Genomic DNA, 25,576 nt, shown 5'->3' with positions numbered 1-25,576 from the left:
CCAACAACAAAAATAACATCTATCCAAGTGAGGACATTGTCATGACCATCAATAGACGCCAAGCACTTAGCCAAATCATCGGCATCAGCACCGCCGCGGCGGGCGCAACCCTAATAGGCACATCGGCCTTCGCCGCCACCGACGATCAAGGTAACTACAAACTGGAACTGGGTGAGAAACTCAAGTATGTCCCCCTGGATCCTATGGCAACGGCCAAGCTCGCTTATGAGACAGGCGGTGGCTGTATGCACCAGGTGTTTCACGCGCTAGTCACCATGTTGGCCAACTCTGAAAGCGCCGACGCCGCCAAGTTTGCAACGATTCCTACCGCACTGGCCGGCTATGGCTGGGCGGGTATCGTGGGTCAGGGCACTGTGTGTGGTAACAACAACGCCACAGGTATGCTGGTAAACATTCTCGACGACATCAATGGCCAGAACGCCGCGGTGATCGGCGCCTCTTTCCGCTACTACGAAGTGACCGAGCTGCCTTTCTCCAGCGACGAGTTCGTGGCCGGTATCGGTTCTACCGCCGAGAAGACGGCACTTGTGGGTAAGTCATCTGTTGCCAACAGCATACTGTGTCACTCCTCTATCAGTAACTGGTCTAAGGCCTCAGGCTTTACCTTCAGCCAGAAGGGTGAGCGTTGTAAGCGTCTGTCGGCCTCTGTGGCCTACCATGTGGTCGAGCTGCTTAACCGTGCCTACAAAGGCGAAGATATCTCTGCCCTGCCTGAATCAAAGCCTTCGAGCGAGGCACAAGCTTGCCAAAGCTGTCACGGCGTAGAGAGCACCATGGGCAGCGCCGCCAGCGTGAAGTCTGACATGGAATGTACGACTTGCCATACCGGCCACTTTAACTAAAGGAGCAGGTCATGAATGAGAAGTTATTAACAGCCCTACTGGCAACGGCGCTTATCTGCGGCGGCTGCGGTAGTGACGACAATGATGACAACGACGGCGGCGAGATCACTCCGCCACCGGTTGCCGACACCATAGATGCCGGTGAGGCATTGACCATCAACCTGACCCTGGCCGAGTTTGACGGCGAGACGGGCACACTCAACTTTGCCCTGAAGGATGACGCCGGCCTGGCCATCACCAATGCCACGGATTACCGTATCGTCTACTTCGGTTTCCCTGACAGCTCGACCACCTCACGTAACGCCAAGGCGTGGAAGCACTGGCACGTGACCCAGAGCTACTCATGTGACAGCGCCGCCGGCGATTGCCAGGGCGTGCTGCAAGAGACAGACAAGGGTCAATACAGCTTCGATGCCACGGATCTGGACTGGGACGCCAACACGGCGCCTGGCTCGGTGAAGGAATACAAGGTTGGTATCGAGATCAAAGGTGCCAAGGCGACCAACGAACTGGTTCTGCTCCCCTCCACTTAACCCACTGCACCACTTTGAGGGCCATCACCTAGCGTGTGGCCCTTTTTTTATGCCCGCTCTTGCCACTCTTTCGGCAACAGCAGAGAGCTGTCAGCTAAATAAAGCCTGAGTCTAAATCAAAGCTAAACCAGCGCTATACCAGCCCAGCAAGCGGGACACGGCCATAGATAGAAGAAGGGGCTATTGCTCGCCGATGATCTCGGCTAACGAGGGCAGATAGTTGAAGGGCTCAAACACTGAATAGATGAGCAGAAATAGAAGCAGCAGCTGAGAGATCAGCAGTATGTATTGCTGCTTGGTCATGCGACGGATAGGCCCGTTGCCGAGCAGCTCGCGGTGAGGCGAGAGTTTGCTGTGCAGTATGTAACCCTGATCGTCCACCGACTCCAGCAGCTTGCCCGACGGACTGCCGAGAAAGAAGCGAATGCGGTCCACCGCCTGCACCAGACGCGCCATGTTGGCGTCATCTTCGGGTAGGCAGGCCAAGAGGTCGGCGTTGGACATCACCTGACCCCGATGCTCGGTCAATAGTTTAAGCACGGCAAACTCCGCACCTGGCATAAGCCAGCTGGTGTCATTGTCCTGATTCGACAGCGTCGACTGGGACGGCTCAAACCAACAGCAACCTATCTGCATCCGGGTCTCACACTTATGGGGGAATTACACAAATATCGCGACGCCTGTTAAGGCTAGCGTCTAGTTGTTAGTGTGACATTTTACCCGGGCAACTTTCGTGACAATCAGCACATAACCCATTAAATTATCTGAATAATTATGATACATCCGGATACAGATTTAAGCCCGTTTAGGCTTAATTTCAGGCTGATTTCAGACAAAAAAAAAGACGCCCCGAAAGGCGTCTCTTAAGTCCAATAAAAACCCTATTAGAAAGAGTACAATAGCGTCATGTTGGTTTCGGTATCTGTGCTCTTCTTGTTATCCAGCGGCTCGCTGTTGTAACGCACGATAACGGCAAACTTCATCGCCAGGGCGCCAACGATATTAGCCGTGATAGAGGTTTCAGAGCGGCCTTCCAGGCTCTCGCCGTAATCGGCCACAAACAGCTGCTTGAACTTAGAGTTGTCGGTGATCTCGGTTTCGAAGTTCATCACGCCGTGAGCCACCCAGCTCTCTTCGGTGTCGTAACCCGCTTCGGCGGCGCTCTCATCGTCCAGACGCTTGTACTGGAAACCCGGACCCACTTCGACGGCGAAGGTTGTCTTCTCGGTATCGACAAACTTGTGACCATAACCGGCAGAAATCGTCGACTTAGAATCGAAACCGGTAAAGGGATCGATCTCATGGTTGGCGTTGGCAAACATATAGTTCACGTCGCTGAACTTGTAGTTACCCTGTACCAGGCCGTAGTAGCGCTTACCCGTCTCTTCGCCGCTGTCCTCTTTGTAGAGGGCTTCCAGCAGGTATTGGTTTTCCCAGTTACCCAGCTCGTGCTTCATGTCCAGACGGCCCTTGAGAGAAGTCGTCTCTGTGTTACCCGTAGTCACCGTCGCACCCAGTTCGGCGTCGGCGGCGAAGGTTCTGTCACCCTTAACGAAATCGGCGCCCGCATGCGCTGCAAAAGGGGCCGCCATCAGGATGGCCGTAGCCGTCAGCAATTTTTTCATTATCTGTTTACCTATTTATCTAAGTCCCTTAAAAATTGGCGCAATAGTATCATCCAGCGCACAGAAATGAAAATTGCACTTGCCTTTCCAGCATTTTGAACTAACAGCTCGACTAAGGGCGAGAGTTAGTCCTCACTCTTTGTGGCGTTTTTACCATAAAAAAAGCCCGCCAAATTGGCGGGCCTTTTATATCAAGCTTTCATATTGGGCCGTCAGACCGAATTAGTTCACCTGTGGATCTAACTCGCCAGACTGGTATGCCTTATACATGGCCTGCAGTGACTTAGGCTTGATCTTAGAACCCATGCCCGCCGCGCCGAAGGCTTCGTAGCGAACGGTACAGATGTCTGCCATCGCTTCCATAGAGGCTTTCAGGAATTTACGTGGGTCGAACTCGCTTGGGTTCTCCGCCAGGAACTTACGTACCGCACCGGTAGAGGCCAGACGCAGGTCGGTGTCGATGTTAACCTTACGTACGCCGTGCTTGATACCTTCGACGATCTCTTCCAGTGGCACACCATAAGTTTCAGGGATGGCGCCGCCATACTGGTTGATCACTTCCAGCCACTCTTGCGGCACAGAAGAAGAACCGTGCATGACCAAGTGGGTGTTAGGGATACGTGCGTGGATCTCCTTGATACGGTCGATACGCAGCACGTCGCCGGTAGGCTTACGGCTAAACTTATAGGCACCATGGCTGGTACCGATAGCGATAGCCAGGGCATCTACGTGAGTGTCGGCCACGAAACGCGCCGCTTCTTCCGGCGTGGTCAGCAGCTGATCTTCGCTCAGGATGCCTTCGGCGCCAACACCATCTTCTTCACCGGCTTGGCCAGTTTCCAGGCTACCCAGACAACCGATCTCACCCTCTACCGACACACCACAGGCGTGGGCGAAGGCAACCGTCTTACGGGTCACGTCGACGTTGTACTCGTATGACGCCGGTGTCTTACCGTCTGACATCAGTGAGCCGTCCATCATGACTGAAGACATACCCAGCTGGATAGAACGCTGACACACGTCAGGGTGAGTACCGTGATCCTGGTGGATACACACAGGGATATCTGGGTACTGCTCGAGCGCCGCCGCCATCAGATACTTAAGGAACTGAGGACGAGCATACTTACGCGCACCGGCTGACGCCTGAACGATAACCGGGCTGTCTGTAGCTTCTGCCGCCTGCATGATGGCGCGCATCTGCTCCAGGTTGTTAACGTTGAACGCGGGAACGCCGTATCCGTGCTCTGCGGCATGGTCTAGCAGTTGACGTAGGGAAATTAAGGCCATTTTTAACTCCAATAATAGGGTGACTATCGGGCTGGGCCCGTTTAGCCACCGAGGTCACTATCGTTTGGACAGATTTTGATACCGACAACCGGGGCGCGAACTCCTTGCGACCCGACTATCGGCGGTTTCTTATAATACTAATTATTTTTTTACTTATTCGCCGCGGCTTTCCAGCATAGCCACAGCAGGCAGTTCCTTACCTTCCAGGAATTCCAGGAAGGCGCCACCACCGGTAGAGATGTAAGAGACCTTGTCGGCGATGTCGTACTTGTCGACCGCCGCCAGGGTGTCACCACCGCCCGCGATTGAGAAGGCAGAAGAGTCGGCGATCGCCTGGGCGATACGCTTGGTGCCTTCACCGAACTGATCGAACTCGAACACGCCTACCGGGCCGTTCCAGACTATGGTGCCTGCGTTCTTGAGGATCTCGGCCAGGGCCTCGGCGCTGTCAGGGCCTATGTCGAAGATCATATCTTCATCCGCCACCTGATCGACCGCCTTGAGGGTCGCGCTCGCCGTTGGGCTGAATTCGCTCGCCACGACGACGTCGGTCGGTACTGGGATGTCGCCGCCACGGCTCTGGGCGTTGGCTACCAGACGCTTGGCTTCATCGATTAGGTCCGCTTCATAGAGGGATTTACCCACGTTATGACCGGCTGCGGCGATGAAGGTGTTGGCGATACCGCCACCTACGACGAGCTGGTCGACAATGCCAGAGAGGCTCTCGAGTACGGTCAGCTTGGTCGACACCTTAGAGCCACCTACGATGGCCACCAGCGGACGCGCCGGGTTGTCCATCGCCTTACCCAAAGCTTCCAGCTCACCGGCTAGAAGTGGACCGGCACAGGCCACAGGGGCGTACAGGCCGACACCGTGAGTCGATGCCTGGGCGCGGTGTGCAGTGCCGAAGGCGTCCATCACATACACGTCACACAGGGCAGCTAGCTTCTTGGCCAGCGCCTCGTCGTTCTTCTTCTCGCCCACGTTAAAGCGCACGTTCTCGAACACCACGACTTCACCGACATTGGCTTCTACGCCGTCCAGGTAGTCTTTAGCCAGACGTACCGGGCAATCCAGCGCCTTCTCTAGGTAATCCACAACAGGCTGCATAGAGAACTCGCTGTTGTACTCGCCTTCGGTCGGACGACCCAGGTGAGACATCACCATCACGGCGGCGCCTTTCTCCAGCGCCAGCTTGATGGTTGGCAGAGAGGCACGCAGACGCGCATCGCTGGTGACCACACCATTGCTGACCGGGACATTGAGGTCTTCACGGATAAGCACACGCTTGCCCTGAAGATCTAACGCTGACATATTGATAATCGCCATTTCACGTTTCCTTAAGTTTAAAGTTAAAAATAAAAGTTAAAGCAAAACTGGGCTACCCACCGCCGGGACGCTTCACCGGCCATAGGTTAAAATCTTTAAAATCAGGCTCTAACGGCCTTTATCATCTCTAAACTGGTGTCCAACATACGGTTGGCAAAGCCCCACTCGTTGTCACACCACAACAGCAATTTCACCAGATGGCCGTCGCTCACCCGGGTCTGGGTGCCATCGACGATACTGGATCTGGGATCATGGTTAAAATCGCACGATACCAATGGCGCATTAGTATAGCCCACAACCCCTTGATATGAGCCATTTGCCGCCTGAGATAATACCTGGTTCACTGTATCGATATCGACACGTTTATCTAAGGTGACCGATAAGTCAATTGCAGTCACATTAATTGTCGGCACGCGCACAGATATCGCCTCGAACTTATCCTTCATCTCGGGCAAGATCCGCTCGATCCCTCTGGCCAGCTTGGTATCTACCGGAATGATCGACTGCCCCGCCGCGCGGGTGCGTCTTAGGTCGTCATGATAGGCATCGATCACCTGCTGATCGTTCATCGCCGAGTGGATGGTGGTGATGGCGCCGCTGCGCACCTTAAAGGCGCGGTCCAGCACCTGGATAATGGGCACCAGGCAGTTGGTGGTGCAGGAGGCGTTAGAGACCACCTTATGCTCGGCCTTGAGATCTTGATGGTTCACGCCATAGACGATTGTGGCGTCCACATCGCCGGATGAGGGATGGCTGATCAGCACCTTTTTGGCGCCCGCCCTAATGTGGGCCTCACAGGCCTGGCGGTCGATGAGAGCACCCGTGGCCTCGAACACGATATCGATATCCAGGGATTGCCAGGGTAGCTTCTCGGCATCGGCCTCATGGAGCAATTGGATACGATCATCCCCTATGGTCATCACATTGGCGTCGAGTGACGCGGGAGACTGAAAACGACCATGGGTGGTATCGTATTGGGTCAGATGAAGCATGGCTTCGGGGTTGGCGAGTTCATTAATGGCGACAATCTGAATCTGATCCCGCTTGCCTGACTCATAGAGAGCACGAAGAATCGAGCGACCGATTCGGCCATAACCATTAATAGCAACTTTAATCATTAAGTGCTTCTACTCCTAACACCGTCCTGAGATAGGCTTTCTTGATGCGACAACGGCCTATCGTTATCGATAAGCCGAGTCATCATGGCATAGAGCAACTGCTTGCCCTATGCCCTTTTGCAGGCACTAGGCCTTAGAGAATAGCGCTTGCCTTAGCAACCACATTCTCAACGGTGAAGCCGAAGTGCTTCATCAGCGCGCCGCCTGGAGCAGACTCACCGAAGGTAGTCATGCCAACGATGGCGCCATCGAAACCGACATACTTGTGCCAGTAATCGACGTGAGCCGCTTCGATGGCCATACGCTTGGTGACTGACTTAGGCAGTACAGACTCTTTGTAGTCGGCGTCTTGCGCGTCAAACACATCGGTAGATGGCATAGATACCACGCGTACCGCCTTACCTTGCTCGCTCAGCGCCTTAGCCGAATCCAGTGCCAGCTGCACCTCACTACCGGTTGCGATCAGGATTAGATCTGGTGTACCGGCGCAGTCTTGCAACACATAAGCACCTTTGGCGATGTTAGCCAGTTGCTCTTCGCTACGTGGCTGTGCAGGCAGACCCTGACGGCTGAATACCAGTGAAGTCGGCGCGTTACGACGCTCGATAGCCATCTTCCAAGCTACGGCAGTTTCCGCCGCATCACATGGACGCCATACCATCATGTTTGGTGTCATGCGCAGGTTAGCCAGCTGCTCAACCGGTTGGTGAGTCGGGCCATCTTCACCCTGACCGATAGAATCGTGGGTGTAAACGAAGATGTTTTGAATACCCATCAGCGCAGACATACGTACCGCGTTACGCGCGTATTCCATGAACATCATGAAGGTCGCGCCGTAGTTGATGAAACCACCGTGCAGCGACACACCGTTCATGATGCCGCTCATACCGAACTCACGCACACCGTAGTAGATGTAGTTACCGGCTGGATCTTCCTGGATGCCCTTAGAACCAGACCATAGGGTCAGGTTAGAACCGGCCAGGTCAGCCGAGCCGCCGAGCAGTTCAGGCAGGATAGCACCGAAGGCCGCGATAGCGTTTTGTGATGCCTTACGGCTGGCGATGTTTTCGCCCTTCTCTTGACACTCTTTGATGAAGGCCTGCGCCTTCTCTTCGAAGTCGGCTGGCAGTTCGCCAGTGATCACGCGGCGCTTATATTCCGCCGCCAGCTCTGGGTAAGCGGCTTCATAGGCAGCAAGCTTCTCGTTCCAGCTAGATTCGTTGGCCGCGCCCACTTCTTTGGCATCCCAACCCGCGTAAACGTCTGCAGGGATCTCGAATGGACCGTGCTCCCAACCTAGGAACTCACGAGCCGCAGCAATTTCAGCATCGCCCAGTGGCGCGCCGTGACAGTCGTGGCTGCCAGACTTGTTTGGTGAACCGAAACCGATAATGGTCTTGCAGCAGATCATGGTTGGTTTGTCGGTAACTGACTTGGCTTCTTCGATTGCTTTGCGGATAGCATCGCTGTCGTGGCCATCGACACCGGCAATCACATGCCAGCCATAAGATTCGAAACGCTTGGCGGTATCGTCGGTAAACCAGCCTTCGACGTGACCGTCGATAGAGATGCCGTTGTCATCCCAGAACGCAATCAGCTTGCCAAGACCTAAGGTACCCGCCAGTGAACAGGCCTCGTGAGAGATACCTTCCATCAGACAGCCATCGCCCAGGAAGCAGTAGGTGTAGTGGTCAACGATATCGTGGCCAGGACGGTTAAATTGCGCCGCCAGAGTCTTCTCGGCAATCGCCATACCTACGGCGTTGCTGATACCCGCGCCCAATGGACCTGTAGTGGTTTCAACACCTGGGGTGTAACCATATTCAGGGTGACCCGGCGTCTTAGAGTGCAGCTGACGGAAGTTCTTCAGCTCATCCATCGGCAATGCATAACCCGTCAGGTGAAGCAGAGAGTAAATCAGCATAGAGCCGTGGCCGTTTGAAAGGATGAAACGGTCGCGGTCGACCCACTCTGGGTTGTTCGGGTTGTGCTTCAGGAAATCATTCCACAACACTTCGGCGATATCGGCCATTCCCAATGGCGCACCTGGGTGACCAGAGTTGGCTTTCTGAACGGCATCCATACTTAACACACGGATAGCGTTTGCGAGTTCTTTACGAGATGACATGCTCTCTCCTGCTGATTTGAATGTTGGGGATTTTGCGGGCCGATTTTGCGGGCAACAATGGGGGCATATTTTCCCCTACTCGTGGATGGGACGCAAATAAAATTCGCCCTTTAGCTTAGATTAAATCCATCTAGACACGAAAAAGTGCACCTCAGTGACACTCAAGATGACCCCAGGCAAAACCTCGCCTCGCCGCTCAAACTTCTCCGGCGCCCTCACCCGAATTTGCGAACATAAGACTGAGCAGGCAGACCCGACTCGCCGCGATCTTCATCAGACTGGCCTGAGCGATCCTTTGGCAATAAAAAATCGCGGCCTTATAACGACAATAAAAATCCAACATTAACAATATTTTAAGCTGCACTTTTATTTAAACTCATCCGAAGCATTAGAATATTTACCCGGTTTTACTCCACAATTTTCATCGAAAAGGGTGTTATCCGATCTGATTTCCACTAAAATGGCCGTCTAGATGTAGATACTTCTACACATTCAAATTGTTTAAAGACGAGATTTTTCCATTATGGCAAAGCACTTGTTTACCTCTGAGTCGGTCTCAGAAGGTCATCCAGATAAAATCGCCGATCAAATTTCTGATGCGGTACTCGACGCGATCTTAGAGCAAGATCCTAAGGCACGTGTGGCGTGTGAAACATACGTCAAAACCGGCATGGTGATGGTAGGTGGTGAGGTGACCACTTCTGCATGGGTCGATATTGAAGAGCTAACCCGTAAGACGGTTCGCGAGATCGGCTACACCCACTCAGACATGGGCTTCGATGCCGACTCTTGTGCGGTACTCAACGCCATTGGTAAGCAGTCTCCAGACATCAACCAGGGTGTCGATCGCGCCGATCCTAAAGAGCAAGGCGCCGGCGACCAGGGCCTGATGTTCGGTTACGCCAGCAACGAAACTGACGTACTCATGCCAGCCCCTATCACCTATGCTCACGCATTGGTGAAGCGTCAGTCAGAAGTGCGTAAAGACAACACCCTGCCTTGGTTACGCCCAGATGCCAAGAGCCAGGTGACCTTCGCCTACGAAGACAACAAGATCGTCGGCATCGATGCCGTGGTGCTCTCTACCCAGCACTGCGACAGCGTCAGCCAGTCTGATCTGATCGAAGGCGTGATGGAAACCATCATCAAGCCTGTGCTACCGGCACAGTGGCTGAACAAGGACACCAAGTTCTTCATCAACCCAACCGGCCGTTTCGTTATCGGTGGCCCTATGGGTGACTGTGGTCTAACGGGTCGTAAGATCATCGTCGACACCTACGGCGGCATGGCTCGTCACGGCGGCGGCGCATTCTCGGGTAAAGACCCATCGAAAGTTGACCGCAGCGCGGCCTATGCGGCCCGTTATGTGGCGAAGAACATAGTGGCTGCCGGTCTGGCGGATCGCTGTGAAATCCAAGTTTCTTACGCTATTGGTGTGGCCGAGCCAACCTCTATCAGCGTCGAAACCTTCGGCACAGGCAAGGTCTCTGAAGAAGTGCTTATCGGCCTGGTTCGTCAACACTTCGATCTGCGCCCTTACGGCCTGACCGAAATGCTCGACCTAGCGCGTCCTATCTACAAGGCAACTGCGGCTTACGGTCACTTCGGTCGTAACGAGTTCCCTTGGGAGCGCACCGATAAGGCTGAAGCCCTGCGCGCAGACGCTAAGCTATAAGCTTGGTTTTGCCAGTCAGCAAAAAGCCGCCCTTTGGCGGCTTTTTTGCATCTTGGTCAATGAGATATATTAATTGCGACTAGTGATCCCATTGCCAGTAGAGATTCGCTTCTCAAGATACAGGCTCACCAGGCTAAAGAGCAAGATACCGACCCCATCGGCCAGTAAGTCATAGCCATCGAAGGTGCGACTGGGAAAATACTGCTGACTGCACTCCTCGATAATCACCACAATCGCCACCACCACAGCCCCCAGATAGGGTCTCATTCCCCAAAATGGAAATCGTCCTAAAGAAAGCCGCCCGAAAGATACGCGCCTGAAGTTGCAGCCAACATTGGCAAACAGGGTCAGGGTGCCAAACAGCAGCATATGCCCCAGCTTGTCGCCATAGGGCAACGCATAGGCCAGCTCAAACAAGGGGTTAGTGCGCCCGGCATCTGCGCTGACGATCAGCCAGACTAAGAAACCACTGAATAACACGCCCAGCAGGGCAAAAGTTCTCACCATCACAAACGACTCATCCTTGATATCTTCATTCCACTTCTCTGTATCACCTTCTTCAATCCCGGCTAGCAGTGATCGAAGTGGGCATACTGCATGCACATGAAACTCAGCTGCTGCGCATTTAACAGTGGCACCTCAACCATGTTAGCCGTCGCCAACTGCGCCTCTAATGGCGGCGTCATGGGCCGTATCTCGGCGCTATAGGCGTTGCTAAAGCCGCAATCGAACCAGCCATGGTCCCACTTAGCGACGTAAACCGCGCGGGGCTCACCGCTGAGCTCCAGACACTCACAGTTAAGCGCCGCTTGGTCCGCCAAGGCTTTGAGCAGCTTGAGGTTATCCAGGGCGCTAAGGCTGACGCCAGCATAGGGCTCAAGCAGCTCAGCGAGACGCGGTGGGAAGCCTTGCATCTTGCTCTCAGCCATCTTGCTCTCATTCATGCCACTCTCGGTATTATTGCTCGTCATAAGGTCGCCCTCCCCTAGATAGCGCCTGCGGTATCGACCGCCAGCAGATAATAACCGCGGCCATCGAATTCGAAGAAGTCCAGCACCTGCATGCCCCCCTTCTGGGTGTGGGCAGCGAATGAGCGTTCGTTCTCTTCGGCGATAAAGGTAACCATGTAGGAATATTGAGGTGCCACCTCTTTCTTGAGCTCAGACACTAACTCAAAGAACAAGCCAGAACCTCTCTGGGACGGCGCTATCCAGATGGGACCATACTGACAGCTGTTGGCTTTATTGATTATACCCAAGCCAGTCTCGAAGCGGTCTATCTCGAAACGGCCTGCCTCGAGTCGTTTCAAGAGATAACGGTAGATGGGCCAGTCACCGAAGAAAGGCCAGCGACCGGCGATCACATAGCCGGCGATCTCACCGCCAACCTCGGCCAGCAGCAACCAATGATTCTGGATCAGCTCATCTAGCTGCTGGCGACTAAAACTCTGGCCCGTCATCATGCCGCCGCGCTGATCTGGGGCAAGCTCGGCCTCCCACTGGTTCGCTTCCAGGGCGGCGATGGCATCTAGGTCGGCGCGGGTTGCCAGACGGATCACCATGACGGACTCACTATGCTGTGAAGAAACAAGAATATCCCCTTAAATCTTCGGGTTATTTGCAAAATAGCTAATCGACTACCACACTTAACACACCTGAAACACCAATAGGTTAGAGCCGATCATGCTGCCGGAAAACATTCACACGGGTGTGAGTATACTTGAAAACGATAACGCGCAAATCAACTTAGTCAGGTGGATGCATCAGTGCGAGCTGATGAAACGCTATTTCGAAGCGGATGTCGCCTTTGTCGCCCAGCAGACGGACCTGGGTTTTGAGATCATCGTCAGCTCCATCAACGATACCCGCAGGTTTCTTTCCGGCACCCTGTATAACGAGAAATACGAGCTCTTCACTCGCCTGTCCAACAGTCAGCCCGAAGGGGTCAACCTGGATCTGAGCCGGGAATCCAACGCCGAACTCCCCAAAGATCTCGCCACCGCCAGCAGTATGCTATCCAGGCCGATCCTCTGGCCCGACGGCACAGTGTTCGGCTGTCTGTGTGTGATCAATCCGGCTAGCAAGGAGACCGCCAGCACCAACGCCTTCATGCTGGAGCCCTTCCAGATCTTGCTGCAACAGGACCTAGCACTCCTGTGTCAGAGCCAGCGCATCGAGTCACTGTCGATGCGGGATCGTGACACGGGCATGCTCAATCACTATGGCTTCATCATGATGGCGCCGCGACAGCTCAACCTCGGCCGTCGCTTCGGTGCCCATGCCGGCATCCTCTTCTTCGAGCTCTACCCCAATCCGCCGCTGATTGACGAGATCGAGGACAAGCATATCCGCCTGCTGGGCAACATCATTCAGGACACCATACGCACCGCCGACATCGCCGCCCACTACAGCCACAGCCAGTTCGTGGTACTGGTGTTTGTGGATACCGAGCGGGATCTCAACCACATCAGCCACAGGGTCGAGAAACTGCTGCTACAACAAAACGATCGCCTCAAGTTGGATTCGGGCCACTCCTTCTTCGCCCCCGACTCCTCGGCCAAGCTGGCGCCCATGCTGGAGAAGGCCAAGCAGCAACTCAAGTCTCAGCAGAAAGATGATGAAATTGAGACTGAGGCCTAGTGTTAGAGACTGGCGCTAAATACAAGCATTAAAGACAAGCGTTAGAAACAAGCGTTAGAAATTCGGTTAGGAAATCGAAAAAACAGATTTTGCTCGCAAAATTGAAAATTTACATTCTCACAACATATGATTTTTGAGTATGATGTAAACACTTTGTGTCGTCAGTCTTTCGGCTGACCCCACAGCAACTAGCGAGTTATGCAAATTAATAATAACAATAAGCGAGCACTACTATGCTATTAGAATGCGCCGATACCAGCCTTTGGCTCAGGGAAGCCGACCATCCCGCCATTACCCTGCCGCGTTGGCAGCAACAAGTTGATCTACTTAATGAATTTTATCAGGCACAGGCCAGCCTGGTGCTGCAGTTTATCGACGGCGAGTATCAGGTGGTCTGTAGTCGTCAGCACACGGATCTCAATCTCTATGCCGGCACTCAGTTTCATGATGCCTGCCTCACCCAGGCCCTCAAGAACCACACCGCCTACGGCCTGCTGGATCTGACCAAGAGCCAAGATCCCAAGAGTCACCTGGCACGCTTTAACAGCCTGTTGGCCCTGCCCCTCTACTGGTCAGACGGACAACCCTTCGGCGTCATGCTGATCTGCGACAGCCAGCGCAGTAAACACTTCCAGCGACTCCTGCCTCTGATGGAAAATGCCAAGGCGCTGATCCAGGCGGAGCTCAAGCACCTGTTTTTGATGCAGCAGATTCAGATGATGTCGGTACAGGACGATCTCACCTGTATGCTCAACCCCTATGGCTTCAACCTGATGGCGCCAAGGCAGCTGAGCCTGAGTCGCCGCTTCGGCTCCCATGCAGGTATCGTCCTGCTGCAGGACATGACCTCCTATAAGGGAGTAATGGAACAGAGTCAGGGACTGAGGCAGTTAGCCCGGGTGATACACCATAATATGCGCGACGCCGATGTATCGGCCCGCATCGAAGATGGGCTGTTTGCCATACTGGCCTTCGTCGACAGTCAGGCCAATCTCGAATCCCTCACCAAGCGATTGCTCAAGCAGATCGCCAAGGAGGAGATTAAAGCGGAGATCGCCATAGGCGTGAGCTTCTTCACCCCCACAACACATCTTGCCATCGAGCCCATGGTGGAGGCGGCGAGACAAAATCTACATGCTAACCGAGAGCTGAAACAGCAAGGCGGCGTAAAGGCCTAGGGCGAGTTAAGCCTTAAGTTTTGCGCTAGCTCTCGCGCTGGCTCTTGCACTCAGGTGCGTCTTGGCTCTGATCCTGCGCCTTTGCCCATTGAAAAAAGAGCACTATGGGAAAAGGCGACATCATCACCAGCCCCAGGCCGATCAGGCTTGAGACCAAGAGTATCCCCTGGATCTGCTCGGTCCAGGAGGTCAGGCCATAGATCCCAAGGCCAGCGAGCACCATGGCGAGCCCCAACCAGTGGGCCAGTTTTAATCCTGTCATCATAGTTTCGCCTTTCCCCTTTCAGCAGAGCTTGTCGTCGGTACAGTTTGTCGTCAGCCTAGTTTGTCGTCGAAGCAGCTGAGCCAACAGTGGAAACAGCTTACCATGAACAAAATATCATGGAAAAACCCCGAATAAGGCTTTTTAATTAGGCGTAAGCTTGTCAAAATATCTGTCTCACAGAATTGGAAGTTTCCCCATGTTTAAGAAGTTTATGTTTATCGCTGGTACCTTGCTCGGCTTATCTGCCTGTCAAAGCGCATCCCTCACAGGCGGCGAGGATCTGGATATTTTAGGTAGCTGGCATATCGAGGCGGCCCAGGGTAAGGCCGTCATCGACTACAGCCCGGCCCAACTGGTGTTTGCCGAAGATGGCGCATTGAGCGGCAACAACAGCTGTAACCAGTTCTTCGGCCAGTATCAGTTAGACGGTCAGGCCCTAACCCTCTCCCCCGCCGGTAGCACGATGAAAGCCTGTGTCGACGCCTTGATGCAGCAAGAGCGTAATGTCATGCAGGCCATGTCTCAGGTCACCCAGGCCAAACTGGTCAAAGGCAAGTTGCTGCTCAGCGACGCTGACGGCGAAACCCAGCTGGTCCTCAGCAAGCAGTAAGCGCTATTGCCGACATAAAAAAACCGCCTGATTGGCGGTTTTTTTATGTCGAAAACTAGGCTTAGCTATTTAACACTAGCTATTTAACACTAGCTATCCAGACGCTCTGCCAGTATCTGGCTCTGCTCGGCGTCGGCGTTGTAGTGCTCAAGATCCAGCTCATCTTCAGACTTGGCGATCACTGTGGTCGCCACAAGATCCCCGGACACATTCACTACGGTACGCGCCATATCCAGGATACGGTCGATACCCGCGATGATCGCCACCCCTTCCAGCGGCAGGCCAACAGTGGTCAGCACTAGGGTCAGCATCACCAGACCGGCACCCGGCACCCCGGCGGTGCCGATTGAGGCCAGGGTCGCGGTGAGAATGATGGTGATATAGTCGACCCAGGTGAGGTCGATCCCGAAAGCCTGGGCAACAAACAGCGCCGTGACCCCCTGATACAGGGCGGTGCCATCCATGTTGATGGTGGTACCCAGGGGCAGCACGAAGCTTGAGATCTTCTTGTTGATCCCTAAGGATTCGCTGGCGCACTTCATGCTGGCAGGCAGGGTGCCGGCGCTGCTCGAGGTGGTATAGGCCACCGCCAGTGCGTTGCTGATCCCCTTGAAGAACTGCATGGGGTTAAGCTTGGCCACAAAGATCAGCACCAGGCTGTAGAAACCTATGATATGCAGGGCGCAGCCGATATAAACCGCCAGAATCACCTTGATCAGCGGCATCAACATATCCATGCCGTATTCACCGGCCACCCAGGCCATCAGGCCAAACACACCATATGGCGCCAGCTTCATCACCATGTCGGTCAGCTTATACATGGCCTCGGCCAGGCTCTCGAACACCTTGATGGCCGGCTTACCATGGTCGCCGATCAACACCAAAGCAATACCCAGGGCCACCGCGAACACGATCACCTGCAGGATCTGCCCGCTGGCCAGCGCCGCGATAGGATTGGTCGGCACTATGTTGATCAGTGTCTCCATGATAGAAGGCACCTCTTTCACCGCGTTGTGACTCTCAGCCGAGGTCATCGCCAGTCCGGCGCCGGGTTGCATGATATGACCCACGGCCAGACCGAGCGTGATGGCGATTGAGGTAGTGCCCAGATAGAAGGCGAAAGATTTAAAACCGATGCGGCCCATCTTGGCGGTATCCTGCATAGAGGTCACCCCCACAATCAGGGAGCAGAACACCAAGGGGACAATCAACATCTTGATGGTGTTGACAAAAAGCGTACCTATTGGCTTGAGTAGCACCGCCTGTTCGCCCAGGCCCAGGCCGGCGCAGATACCCAGCAGCATACCGATAAGGATTTGTAGCCACAGGGGCACAGACATCCAGCCAGACCAGGCACGGCCCAGCCAAGAAGAGGTTTGTTGACGCATCATTAATAACCTTGAATCGCGAGAGTGGTTTCGTCCTGCCGCCCTATGACAGAGGAGCCTGTCGCAACGGAGCAAGTAGCAACGCAGCAGACGGCAGACGCAAATGGGACGGGGATAATATCAGATAAACCTGGAGTAAGCTGTGATTCATATCAAGAGAGGCCCATCAGGCCTCGAAGTAGGCAGATTCCTGTTTAGCATCGACCCTGAAGGTATGCAGGGCCGCAGGGGGCTGTTCGCGCTCGATGAGATGGCTCCAGTAGGCGTCGTCGAAGCCATGAAACAGCCGCTCCGCCTTGCCCTGGGACTTTAGGATAAGGTGCCACCAGACTAGGCCCCAGAGGCCTAGGGTAACCAGGGTCAGCAGGAAATGCAGCAGATGGTTTACCGCCTCCTGCTCCCGACCAAGCGCCAAGCTATCACGCTGATTTTGATTGAGTTTAGTAAGATCATTCTGGTCAGAATCACTCATCGCCTCACCCCATAGACACTTAGCACTCCCTTCTTCAAAGCATAGCAGAGTTAGACTTTAGTCTAAGAGTCAATCGAAAAAATTCTGCCTTGGCTTGGCCATGAAGCGTGCTAGAGTATGGCCAAATTTAAGGAGGCGATAATGCAAATAAGAAAAGGCCAACAATCGGATCTCACCGCACTGGTGCAGTTTAATCAGGCCATGGCCAACGAAACCGAGGGGCTCAGCCTAGATCAACAGACCCTCACCCTAGGCGTACAGACGCTACTGGAAAACCCCGCCCGCGGCTTCTACCTGGTCGCCGAGGAAGCAGGCGAAATCTTGGGCTCCCTCATGGTCACTTTCGAATGGAGCGACTGGCGCGCCAAGGACTACTACTGGATCCAGAGTGTCTATATTCGCCCGCAGAATCGCCGTCAGGGGATCTATGGCAAGCTGTATGAGGCGGTGAAACAGATAGCCGAGGACAATGGCGGCGCCGCCAGCTTCAGACTCTATGTGGAGCAGGAGAACCATAAGGCGCAACAGACCTACGAGGCCCTCGGCATGAAGCAGAGCTACTACCTGATGTATGAAGAAAAGTAGCCGATAGCCAAGCATAAAAAAACGCCCAGATGGGCGTTTTTTTTATGGCTCCGGCGCATAGCTTAAGCTAACTGCTCAGACAAAAGCTTAGGCACAGATGCTGGTAACCTTGATCGCCAGGCCGCCCTGACTGGTCTCGCGATACTTCACATGCATATCCTTGCCTGTCTCATACATGGTGGCGATCACCTTATCCAGGCTGACTCTGGGCTCGCTGTTGCGCCGCAGCGCCATGCGCGCCGAGTTGATCGCCTTCACCGAGGCGATGGCGTTGCGCTCGATACAGGGCACCTGCACCTGACCGGCGACAGGATCACAGGTCAGTCCCAGGTTGTGCTCCATGCCGATCTCGGCGGCGATGCAGACCTGAGCCGGATTGCCCCCCATCAGCTCAGCCAGCCCGGCGGCCGCCATGGAGCAGGCAACCCCCACCTCACCCTGACAGCCCACTTCAGCGCCAGAAATAGAAGCGTTGCGCTTATACAGGCCACCGATAGCCGCGGCGGCGAGGAAGTAGCGGCTGTACTCCTTAGGGCCCACCGGCTGAATGAACTTGTCAAAATAGGCCAACACGGCCGGGATGATCCCCGCCGCGCCATTGGTGGGCGAAGTCACCACCCGGCCTCCGGCGGCATTCTCTTCGCTCACCGCCAGGGCGAACATGTTGACCCAGTCGACGATCATCATGGGATCCGCCGACAGGCGCTCACCGGTAGCCAGCTGACGGAACAGCGCCGGTGCTCGGCGCGGCACACGTAGTGGCCCAGCCAACACACCTTCGGTGTGACAACCGCGCTCGATCGCCTCTTTCATGGTATGCCATACCGCCTCGAAACCCTCGGCTATATGGGCCTCACTGTGAAGCGCACGCTCGTTGGCCATCATGATGGCGCTGATGCTCATGCCTGTCTCCTGGCATAGATCCAGCAGCTCCTCGGCATTGGCGAAGGGATAGGGCAAGACCACCTCGTTGGCGGCCGTCATGCCGAAATGTTCCTCGTCGACGATGAAGCCGCCGCCGATGGAGTAATAGGTCTTGAGATAGACACACTGCTGACCGACATAGGCGCTCAACGTCATGCCGTTTTCATGCAGCGCCAGGGCCTCGGGGTGAAACACCACGGCCTCGGGCGGAAAGTCGACCCCATGCCCTTCTGTACCCAGTGGCAGACAGGAGGTCATGGCCACCTGACGGATAAACTCAGGGGTCAGGTCGATATCTACCGTCTCAGGGCTGTTGCCCGCCAGCCCCATGATGATGGCGCTATCTGTATGGTGGCCCTTGCCGGTGAGCGACAGGGAGCCATAGATATCCACTTTGACGCTGGTGATGCTCAGCAGTTCTCCACGCTGACGCAGATCGTCAACAAAACCTTTGGCGGCCTTCATCGGCCCGACAGTGTGTGAGCTGGAGGGACCCACACCTATCTTAAAAATATCAAATGCGCTAACCATAAATGCTTCCACTTAGATTCGCCCGGCGGAGAGTCGCCGGGCGTAACATGAGTCGATTAAGAGAGCATGCCAAACAGTATGGCCGTCATCGCCAGCAAGCCTGCCAGGATCACGAAGATGTTGCTGATGCGACCACGGTAGGCCTTGAGCGCAGGCACCTTGTAGACGGCATACATAGGCATGAGGTAGAGGATCGCGGCGATGATTGGGCCGCCTAGGGCCTCGATCATCCCCAGGATGCTCGGGTTGATCACGGCAACGCCCCAGATGGTCAGGAACATGAAGCCGAGAATAAACTTGTCGATCTTGGCGTCCGACACTTCCTTATTGCTGCTACGCAGCTGCTTGGTGATGATCCCCTTGAGGCCTTCGGTGGCGCCCAGGTAGTGACCGAAGAATGAGGAGACGATGGCGATCACCGCGATGATGGGGCCGAAATAGCTAACGAAGCCGCTGGCATGTACGTTGGCCAGGTAAGAGAGAATCGGCAGGTTCTGCGCCTTGGCCTCGGCCAGCTGTGCCGGACTCAGCGACAGCACGCAGGAGAAGACAAACAGCATCACGAAGCCCACCAACATCATGCTGGTGTTACGCAGGATCACATCGGCCTTTCTGGCCGCGTTACTACCGTACTGCTTCTTCAGCGATACCGAGAACTGTGAGATGGCCGGTGAATGGTTGAAGGCAAATACCAGCACTGGGATAGTCAGCCAGACGGTACCGAGAAACTCACCGGCGGCAGGCACTTCCATCAGGGCGTCCATCTTCCAGCTTGGGATCAGATAGAGCGACATGAAGGCCAGGATCCCCACCAGCGGATACACCAGCAGCTGAGTCACCTTGAGCATAAACTTCTCGCCAGACACCATCACAGACATCATGCCCAGCACTAAGATGCCGGACAGTAGGAAGCGTGGTGGCGAGGCCATGCCCAGCTGGTTGACGATGAAGCTATCGACCGTATTGGTGATGCCCACACCATAGATGAGCACTATGGGGTAGATGGCGAAGAAGTAGAGCAAGGTGATCGCCTTACCGGCGCCGACACCAAAATACTCCTCCACCACATGGGTGATGTCGCTACCCTGACGCTGAGAGGAGCAGACGAAACGAGACAGGCCTCTGTGGGCCAGGTAGGTCATGGGACCGATAATCACGGCCATCAGCACCAGGGGCCAGAAACCGCCCATGCCGGCATTGATGGGTAGAAACAGGATACCGGCGCCGACGGCGGTGCCGAACAGGCTCAACATCCAGGTCGTGTCGCTGCGAGTCCAACCTTGGCGCTGCGCGAGGTTTACATCAGAGATTGTCGCTTCGTTTTGCATAAAATAACCTTATCGATGCCCTAGCATCTGAGTGTTTCGACGCCCCGCCCCGCGGCGTTTTTCCGCCTGACGAGCACGACTAAAATTCGGGCGTAGCATATAGCAGGCAGGACACGAGAAATTGATCTGACACCTCTTTTTGTAATGAATTTTCAGAATGAATCGGCTTTGTGAGCCGAATCTAACTTATTGTGTTGTAAATTTTCATAACGGCAATCTCACGCTAACCAAAGCGAACCAGAACATCACAAGCGCGTTACCCTTTTTTACATCTGTTAACCCGGCGCTATGGAGGCCTCTCTGCCGCTTAGCCCTGTTTCGCCGCAGTAAGATGCCATTTGCGAACATCCGCTAGGTTAAATGTCGCGCCGCGCCTTGTGCTTGCCCGCCCATGCATCCCGAGGCGCTTTATGGCAAAATGGTGCCCTGTCGATTCATTCACTTTTGGAATACCCATGCCCAGCGCTCTTAGCCAACAAGCCATCATTCGTATCACGGTCGGTTCGACCAATCCGGTCAAGATAGGCGCGGCCCGCAACGCCCTCTCCCTGCTGTTTCCAGACGCCGAGATCCTCTGCCAGGGCATGCACGCCCCCTCTGGAGTCGCGGCCCAACCGATGACGGACTCAGAGACCCGCGAAGGTGCCATCAACCGCGCCCGCTACTGCGAGCAGCAAGGCAAGAGCGATGAGAGCCTTACGGCAGATCTCTATATCGCCATGGAGGGCGGCGTCGACCTGTTCGACCACGGCGCGGCCACCTACGCCTACATGGCCATCGTCCATCGAGGCAGCCTTAGCATAGGTCGCAGCGCGCAGATGCCCCTGCCCGCCCCGGTGTATGACGCCCTGGTGGCCGGTGAGGAGCTTGGCGATGTGATGGACAGACTATTTAACACGGTCAACATCAAGCAGAAGGGAGGTGCCATCGGCCTCTTTACCCAGGGCAAGGCCAGTCGCGAGAGCGTCTACACCCAGGCAATCGTGCTGGCGATGGCACCGCTGCTCAACCCGGAGATCTTTGGCTAATTCGGCGCCAGGAGAAGGCAGGCCAACCCAGATGAGCCTGCCGAATTTATCTACATTAGCAAAAACTTGCATTTCTCTTTTTAGGGATCTAAGTTAGATGTATATCGCAACTATATAGCTCACTCGGATCTTAACCATGTCACAATCTTGTCCTTCGATGCTCGATGATGCCAGTCTCGCTCAGGCCGTCGAGTTGCCCCAGACCTGCTCGTCGCTGCGCAGCCTGTCGAGGCAACTGGTGAGGCAACTGGGCATGCTCAACTCCGCCTGCGGCGATCAGCCGCTGTCGCCGGTGCAGGCCCACGCCTTGATCGAACTCAGCACCCAGGAGCTGTCGATAAAGCAGCTGGCCCTGGCCCTGAATATCGATAAGTCCAATGCCAGCCGCGCCGTGAGCCAGCTGTGTGACAAGGGCTTTGCCAAGAGTCGCAACAACCCCAGAGACAGTCGCAGCTCGTTGTGCCAACTCACGGCTCAGGGCAAACGCCAACTCAACAGCCTGAACGAGCAACAAAACAAGATGTACCAGGAGATCTTGGCCCAGCTCTCACCTGAGCAGATCGCCCAGCTGGAAGCCAGCCTGCGCCAATATACCCGCGCCATGGATCTGGCCAGCGCCCAGCAGGGCTACACTATCCGCAGCCTCACCCAGGAGGATAACCCCCACATCGCCCGGGTGATCCGTAACGTCTCCGCCGAGTATGGCCTGACACCGGATAAGGGCTACAGCGTCGCCGACCCGACCCTGGACGATCTCTACAGCGTCTACCAGGCCGACAAGGCCCACTACTGGGTGGTCGACTACAAGGGACTGGTGCTGGGCGGCGTGGGGATCGCTCCCCTACCGGGCCACGATGAGGTCTGTGAGCTACAGAAGATGTATTTCGACCCAAAACTCAGAGGCAAGGGCTTTGCCAAGCGCATGGCATTGCAGGCGTTCGAGTTTGCCCGTAGTCAGGAATTCAGCGAGTGTTATCTGGAAACCACCGCCTGCCTGAGTGAGGCTGTCAGCCTCTATGAGAAACTCGGCTTCGAGCACCTGGATGCCCCCCTTGGCAACACGGGTCACGATGCCTGTGAAATGCCCATGCTGATTAAACTTTAGCCATTAAAAATTCAAGAAAATCATTGAGATATTTTGTTACTTCACCATGAAGCAATTTATCTAGTGTTTCCTAAGAAAGCTTGCTAGCCTCAGAAGTAATCCTTGCGCATTCTGGAGATTTGAATGGACTATACAAGACTTCCCCATTCCAGCTTAGACGTCAGTAAAATTTGCCTGGGCACCATGACCTGGGGTGAACAAAATACTCAGGCCGAGGCCTTCGAGCAGCTTGATTACGCCATCGGACAAGGCATCAACTTTATCGATACCGCCGAGATGTATCCCGTGCCGCCCAAGGCCGAGACTCAGGGCGAGACAGAACGTATCCTGGGTAACTACCTCAAGGCCAGGGGCAAGCGTGACGATCTCATTATCGCTACCAAGGTGGCGGCCCCCGGCGGCAAGAGCGACTATATCCGCCAGAACATGGCGCTGGACTGGCGCAACATCCACCAGGCGGTCAACGACTCCCTGGAGCGCTTGCAGATAGAGACCATAGATCTCTATCAACTGCACTGGCCGGATCGCAACACCAACTTCTTCGGCGAGCTCTTCTATGAACAGCAGGATGATGAGAAGCTCACCCCCATAGTCGAGACCCTGGAAGCCCTGGCCGATCTGATCAAGGCCGGTAAGATCCGTTACATAGGCGTCTCCAACGAGACCCCCTGGGGATTGATGAAGTATCTGCAGCTGGCCGAGAAGCATGGCCTGCCGCGCATCATCAGCGTACAGAATCCCTATAACCTGCTTAATCGCAGCTTCGAGGTGGGCATGGCCGAGATCGCCCACAGGGAAGAGCTGCCACTGCTTGCCTATTCGCCACTGGCATTTGGCGCCCTGAGCGGCAAATACATGGGTGGTCAATGGCCAGAGGGGGCGAGACTCACACTGTTTAAGCGCTTCGCCCGCTACACAGGTTCGCAGATGGCCCTGGATGCCACCCAGGCCTATGTGGAGCTGGCGCGGGAGTTTAACCTCAGCCCGGCGCAGATGGCGCTGGCCTTCGTCAACGGCCGCCGCTTCGTCGGCAGTAACATCATAGGCGCGACCAACCTAGAGCAGCTGAAAGAGAATATCGACAGCGCCTCGGTCAGCCTGAGTGACGAGTTGATGGGCAGAATCGACGAGTTGGCGGCCATCTACCGCATTCCCTGCCCCTAAATCCGTAGAGATGCCCTAAAAGGCTAATTGAACTTGCATTAGGCGCTGAGATCTCCCAAGATCTGAGCGCCTTTTTTGTTTGAACCACGCGACGGACCCAATCGATGGAATTTAGCCAGCTGCGCAGCCAGTTTCCCGCCCTCACCCAGTCACTCGGCGACTATCCGCTGGTGTATCTGGATACGGCCGCGACCAGTCAGAAACCCCAAGGGGTGATCGACGCCATGGGCCGCTACTATCAGGCGGATAATGCCAACGTGCACCGCGCCGCCCATCAGCTGTCTGCCCGCGCCACCAGCCAATATGAGGCGGTGCGCGACAAGGTGAAGACTTTCATTAAGGCAGACCGCCGCGAAGAGATCATCTTTACCCATGGCACCACAGAGGGGATCAACCTGGTGGCCCTGGGGCTGGCCAGCCAGCTAAAGGCTGGGGATCTGATTCTGTTAGACGGCGCCGCCCACCACGCCAACATAGTGCCCTGGCAGATGCTGGCCAAGCAAACCGGCGCCGAGATACAGCCTATTCCGCTGACCCCTGAGGCGCGCCTGGATCAGGCGGCCTATCAAGCGCTACTGCAACGTGGCCCACGGGTCGTCGCCCTCAGTCATGTCTCCAACGTGCTCGGCACGGTCAATCCGGTGAAAGAGATGATCGCTCAAGCCAAGGCGGTAGGCGCACTGACGCTTATCGACGGCGCCCAGGCGATCGCCCATCTCGAGGTGGATGTGCAGGCCCTGGATTGCGACTTCTACCTCTTCTCAGGCCACAAGATGTATGGCCCGACGGGTATAGGCATCTTGTATGGCCGCTATACAGCGCTCGACAAGCTAGATCCCCTGCTCACCGGCGGCGAGATGATCAAGCAGGTGAGCTTCGAAGGCACCACATTTAATATCCTGCCCAACCGTCTGGAGGCGGGTACGCCGCCCATCGCCGAGGTGATAGGTCTGGGCGCCGCCATCGACTTTATCCAGTCCCTGCCCCGCGCCGAACTCAGGACCCATGAACAGGCTCTGCTGAACCGTCTTCAGAATGAGCTCAGGGCATTGGGCGGCATCAGCCTCTATGGCGCCCACGGCGACAATGTCGGCGCCGTGGCCTTTAACCTTACCGGCGAGCATCACCAGGATGTAGGGATCTTGCTGGATCAGCAGGGGATCGCCGTGCGCTGCGGCCATCACTGCGCCATGCCCCTGATGCAGACCCTAGGGCTGTCAGGCTGCTGCCGCGCCTCCCTCGGCGTCTATAGCAATGATGAAGATGTCGATCGCTTCATCCAGGCGCTAAAATCGGTAAAAGAGCTGCTGCTTTAAATGTATGAGACAATGTCCAAATGAATGATAACAAGCCAAGCCCATCCACAGAGGCCTTTACCGGCCTAATCCTGGATCCCCAGGAGATACTGCCAAGCTTCACCCAGGCCGCCAACTGGCAGGAGCGCTACCGCGCCCTCATGCTATTGGGTAAACGACTGACGCCGCTGGATGAGAAACTTCGACAAGAGTCGGCCCAGGTCAGAGGCTGCGAGAGCAACGCCTGGCTCTATCACAAGGAGATAGACGGCAGACACTACTACCTGGCCGACAGCGATGCCCGCATCGTCAAGGGACTGATCGCCCTGCTGCTCACCGCGGTGCAGGGGCAGGATAAGAAAACCATAGCCGCCTTAGATTTGCACGATTACTTCGACCGACTGGGGCTGAGCGGTCAGCTGAGCCCATCGCGCACCAACGGCGTGCTGGCGCTGGGAGAGGCGATCAAAGCCGCCGTTATTCAGCCCAGCTAGCTGGCTAATTCG

Annotated in this window: 26 protein-coding genes; 12 read left to right on the top strand and 14 right to left on the bottom strand. The window is 55.3% G+C overall.

Features of this window, described 5'->3' with window-relative positions:
- Nucleotides 1-41 precede the first annotated feature (41 nt).
- Together K0H80_RS03850 and K0H80_RS03845 are read left to right on the top strand one after the other, a co-directional pair.
- Nucleotides 42-863, top strand: a complete 822-nt coding sequence (locus K0H80_RS03850) for a cytochrome c3 family protein (RefSeq protein WP_220073164.1) — start codon at nucleotides 42-44, stop codon at nucleotides 861-863.
- A gap of 11 nt (nucleotides 864-874) precedes the next feature.
- On the top strand, nucleotides 875-1,396 hold the full coding sequence (locus tag K0H80_RS03845; protein ID WP_220073163.1) for a hypothetical protein: 522 nt from the start codon (nucleotides 875-877) through the stop codon (nucleotides 1,394-1,396).
- Nucleotides 1,397-1,576: 180 nt separating this feature from the next.
- Here the strand turns inward: K0H80_RS03845 and K0H80_RS03840 are convergent, their stop codons facing one another.
- The 6 genes from K0H80_RS03840 to tkt form a co-directional block, all read right to left on the bottom strand.
- The gene (locus K0H80_RS03840; protein ID WP_011864563.1) at nucleotides 1,577-2,032 is read right to left on the bottom strand and encodes a winged helix-turn-helix domain-containing protein; all 456 of its coding nucleotides are present in this window, start codon (nucleotides 2,030-2,032) and stop codon (nucleotides 1,577-1,579) included.
- A 248-nt stretch (nucleotides 2,033-2,280) separates the two neighbouring features.
- The gene (locus K0H80_RS03835) at nucleotides 2,281-3,021 is read right to left on the bottom strand and encodes a DUF481 domain-containing protein (RefSeq protein ID WP_011864562.1); all 741 of its coding nucleotides are present in this window, start codon (nucleotides 3,019-3,021) and stop codon (nucleotides 2,281-2,283) included.
- Nucleotides 3,022-3,243: 222 nt separating this feature from the next.
- Nucleotides 3,244-4,308 carry a class II fructose-bisphosphate aldolase gene (gene fba, locus K0H80_RS03830; RefSeq protein ID WP_220073162.1) on the bottom strand — a complete coding sequence of 355 codons (1,065 nt, stop codon included), beginning with the start codon at nucleotides 4,306-4,308 and terminating at the stop codon, nucleotides 3,244-3,246.
- Nucleotides 4,309-4,461: 153 nt separating this feature from the next.
- Nucleotides 4,462-5,637: a phosphoglycerate kinase gene (locus K0H80_RS03825; RefSeq protein ID WP_011864560.1), complete on the bottom strand. Its 1,176-nt coding sequence runs from the start codon at nucleotides 5,635-5,637 to the stop codon at nucleotides 4,462-4,464.
- A 101-nt stretch (nucleotides 5,638-5,738) separates the two neighbouring features.
- Nucleotides 5,739-6,755 carry an erythrose-4-phosphate dehydrogenase gene (epd, locus tag K0H80_RS03820; RefSeq protein ID WP_220073161.1) on the bottom strand — a complete coding sequence of 339 codons (1,017 nt, stop codon included), beginning with the start codon at nucleotides 6,753-6,755 and terminating at the stop codon, nucleotides 5,739-5,741.
- Between the two features lie 133 nt (nucleotides 6,756-6,888).
- On the bottom strand, nucleotides 6,889-8,883 hold the full coding sequence (tkt, locus tag K0H80_RS03815; protein WP_220073160.1) for a transketolase: 1,995 nt from the start codon (nucleotides 8,881-8,883) through the stop codon (nucleotides 6,889-6,891).
- Nucleotides 8,884-9,406: 523 nt separating this feature from the next.
- Here tkt and metK point away from each other — a divergent pair.
- Nucleotides 9,407-10,558: a methionine adenosyltransferase gene (metK, locus tag K0H80_RS03810; protein ID WP_220073159.1), complete on the top strand. Its 1,152-nt coding sequence runs from the start codon at nucleotides 9,407-9,409 to the stop codon at nucleotides 10,556-10,558.
- Nucleotides 10,559-10,627: 69 nt separating this feature from the next.
- Here the strand turns inward: metK and K0H80_RS03805 are convergent, their stop codons facing one another.
- The 3 genes from K0H80_RS03805 to K0H80_RS03795 form a co-directional block, all read right to left on the bottom strand.
- On the bottom strand, nucleotides 10,628-11,065 hold the full coding sequence (locus K0H80_RS03805; protein ID WP_220073911.1) for a VanZ family protein: 438 nt from the start codon (nucleotides 11,063-11,065) through the stop codon (nucleotides 10,628-10,630).
- Between the two features lie 62 nt (nucleotides 11,066-11,127).
- The gene (locus tag K0H80_RS03800) at nucleotides 11,128-11,529 is read right to left on the bottom strand and encodes a hypothetical protein (RefSeq protein WP_220073158.1); all 402 of its coding nucleotides are present in this window, start codon (nucleotides 11,527-11,529) and stop codon (nucleotides 11,128-11,130) included.
- A gap of 14 nt (nucleotides 11,530-11,543) precedes the next feature.
- The gene (locus tag K0H80_RS03795) at nucleotides 11,544-12,119 is read right to left on the bottom strand and encodes a GNAT family N-acetyltransferase (RefSeq protein ID WP_220073157.1); all 576 of its coding nucleotides are present in this window, start codon (nucleotides 12,117-12,119) and stop codon (nucleotides 11,544-11,546) included.
- A 121-nt stretch (nucleotides 12,120-12,240) separates the two neighbouring features.
- Between K0H80_RS03795 and K0H80_RS03790 the strand changes: the two genes are divergently transcribed.
- Together K0H80_RS03790 and K0H80_RS03785 are read left to right on the top strand one after the other, a co-directional pair.
- A complete protein-coding gene (locus K0H80_RS03790) occupies nucleotides 12,241-13,197 on the top strand; it encodes a nucleotidyl cyclase domain-containing protein (RefSeq protein WP_220073156.1) in 957 nt (318 codons plus the stop codon).
- Nucleotides 13,198-13,430: 233 nt separating this feature from the next.
- Nucleotides 13,431-14,375, top strand: coding sequence for a GGDEF domain-containing protein (locus K0H80_RS03785; RefSeq protein WP_220073155.1), 945 nt, complete (start codon nucleotides 13,431-13,433; stop codon nucleotides 14,373-14,375).
- Between the two features lie 25 nt (nucleotides 14,376-14,400).
- On the opposite strand, the gene K0H80_RS03780 is transcribed toward K0H80_RS03785, so the two are convergent.
- On the bottom strand, nucleotides 14,401-14,640 hold the full coding sequence (locus tag K0H80_RS03780) for a hypothetical protein (protein ID WP_220073154.1): 240 nt from the start codon (nucleotides 14,638-14,640) through the stop codon (nucleotides 14,401-14,403).
- Between the two features lie 196 nt (nucleotides 14,641-14,836).
- Between K0H80_RS03780 and K0H80_RS03775 the strand changes: the two genes are divergently transcribed.
- The gene (locus K0H80_RS03775; RefSeq protein ID WP_220073153.1) at nucleotides 14,837-15,250 is read left to right on the top strand and encodes an META domain-containing protein; all 414 of its coding nucleotides are present in this window, start codon (nucleotides 14,837-14,839) and stop codon (nucleotides 15,248-15,250) included.
- Between the two features lie 89 nt (nucleotides 15,251-15,339).
- Here the strand turns inward: K0H80_RS03775 and K0H80_RS03770 are convergent, their stop codons facing one another.
- Together K0H80_RS03770 and K0H80_RS03765 are read right to left on the bottom strand one after the other, a co-directional pair.
- Nucleotides 15,340-16,638: a dicarboxylate/amino acid:cation symporter gene (locus K0H80_RS03770; protein ID WP_220073910.1), complete on the bottom strand. Its 1,299-nt coding sequence runs from the start codon at nucleotides 16,636-16,638 to the stop codon at nucleotides 15,340-15,342.
- 166 nt (nucleotides 16,639-16,804) lie between these two features.
- Nucleotides 16,805-17,110, bottom strand: coding sequence for a DUF4234 domain-containing protein (locus tag K0H80_RS03765; RefSeq protein ID WP_011864548.1), 306 nt, complete (start codon nucleotides 17,108-17,110; stop codon nucleotides 16,805-16,807).
- Nucleotides 17,111-17,251: 141 nt separating this feature from the next.
- On the opposite strand from K0H80_RS03765, the gene K0H80_RS03760 reads away from it, so the two are divergent.
- Nucleotides 17,252-17,695, top strand: a complete 444-nt coding sequence (locus tag K0H80_RS03760) for a GNAT family N-acetyltransferase (protein ID WP_220073152.1) — start codon at nucleotides 17,252-17,254, stop codon at nucleotides 17,693-17,695.
- A gap of 87 nt (nucleotides 17,696-17,782) precedes the next feature.
- Here K0H80_RS03760 and K0H80_RS03755 read toward each other — a convergent pair whose 3' ends face one another.
- Together K0H80_RS03755 and K0H80_RS03750 are read right to left on the bottom strand one after the other, a co-directional pair.
- Nucleotides 17,783-19,150 (bottom strand): L-serine ammonia-lyase, encoded by a 1,368-nt coding sequence (locus K0H80_RS03755; protein ID WP_220073151.1) that lies wholly within the window; start codon nucleotides 19,148-19,150, stop codon nucleotides 17,783-17,785.
- Nucleotides 19,151-19,206: 56 nt separating this feature from the next.
- Nucleotides 19,207-20,478, bottom strand: a complete 1,272-nt coding sequence (locus K0H80_RS03750) for a serine/threonine transporter (protein WP_220073150.1) — start codon at nucleotides 20,476-20,478, stop codon at nucleotides 19,207-19,209.
- A gap of 455 nt (nucleotides 20,479-20,933) precedes the next feature.
- On the opposite strand from K0H80_RS03750, the gene yjjX reads away from it, so the two are divergent.
- The 5 genes from yjjX (at nucleotide 20,934) to K0H80_RS03725 (ending at nucleotide 25,564) form a co-directional block, all read left to right on the top strand.
- Entirely contained in the window at nucleotides 20,934-21,506 is a 573-nt protein-coding gene (gene yjjX / locus K0H80_RS03745) for an inosine/xanthosine triphosphatase (protein WP_220073149.1), read from the top strand.
- A gap of 136 nt (nucleotides 21,507-21,642) precedes the next feature.
- On the top strand, nucleotides 21,643-22,611 hold the full coding sequence (locus K0H80_RS03740; RefSeq protein WP_258406166.1) for a bifunctional helix-turn-helix transcriptional regulator/GNAT family N-acetyltransferase: 969 nt from the start codon (nucleotides 21,643-21,645) through the stop codon (nucleotides 22,609-22,611).
- Nucleotides 22,612-22,734: 123 nt separating this feature from the next.
- Nucleotides 22,735-23,775, top strand: coding sequence for an NADP(H)-dependent aldo-keto reductase (locus K0H80_RS03735; RefSeq protein ID WP_220073148.1), 1,041 nt, complete (start codon nucleotides 22,735-22,737; stop codon nucleotides 23,773-23,775).
- A 104-nt stretch (nucleotides 23,776-23,879) separates the two neighbouring features.
- Nucleotides 23,880-25,091, top strand: coding sequence for a cysteine desulfurase (locus tag K0H80_RS03730; RefSeq protein WP_220073147.1), 1,212 nt, complete (start codon nucleotides 23,880-23,882; stop codon nucleotides 25,089-25,091).
- A gap of 20 nt (nucleotides 25,092-25,111) precedes the next feature.
- Nucleotides 25,112-25,564 carry a SufE family protein gene (locus K0H80_RS03725; protein WP_220073146.1) on the top strand — a complete coding sequence of 151 codons (453 nt, stop codon included), beginning with the start codon at nucleotides 25,112-25,114 and terminating at the stop codon, nucleotides 25,562-25,564.
- Nucleotides 25,565-25,576 lie beyond the last annotated feature (12 nt).

Origin of the sequence: Shewanella aegiceratis (genome assembly GCF_019457495.1) — a bacterium.
GTDB lineage: Bacteria > Pseudomonadota > Gammaproteobacteria > Enterobacterales > Shewanellaceae > Shewanella > Shewanella loihica.
The sequence above is the reverse complement of the archived record's forward strand: the minus strand, read 5'-3'. Positions and strand labels throughout refer to the sequence as shown.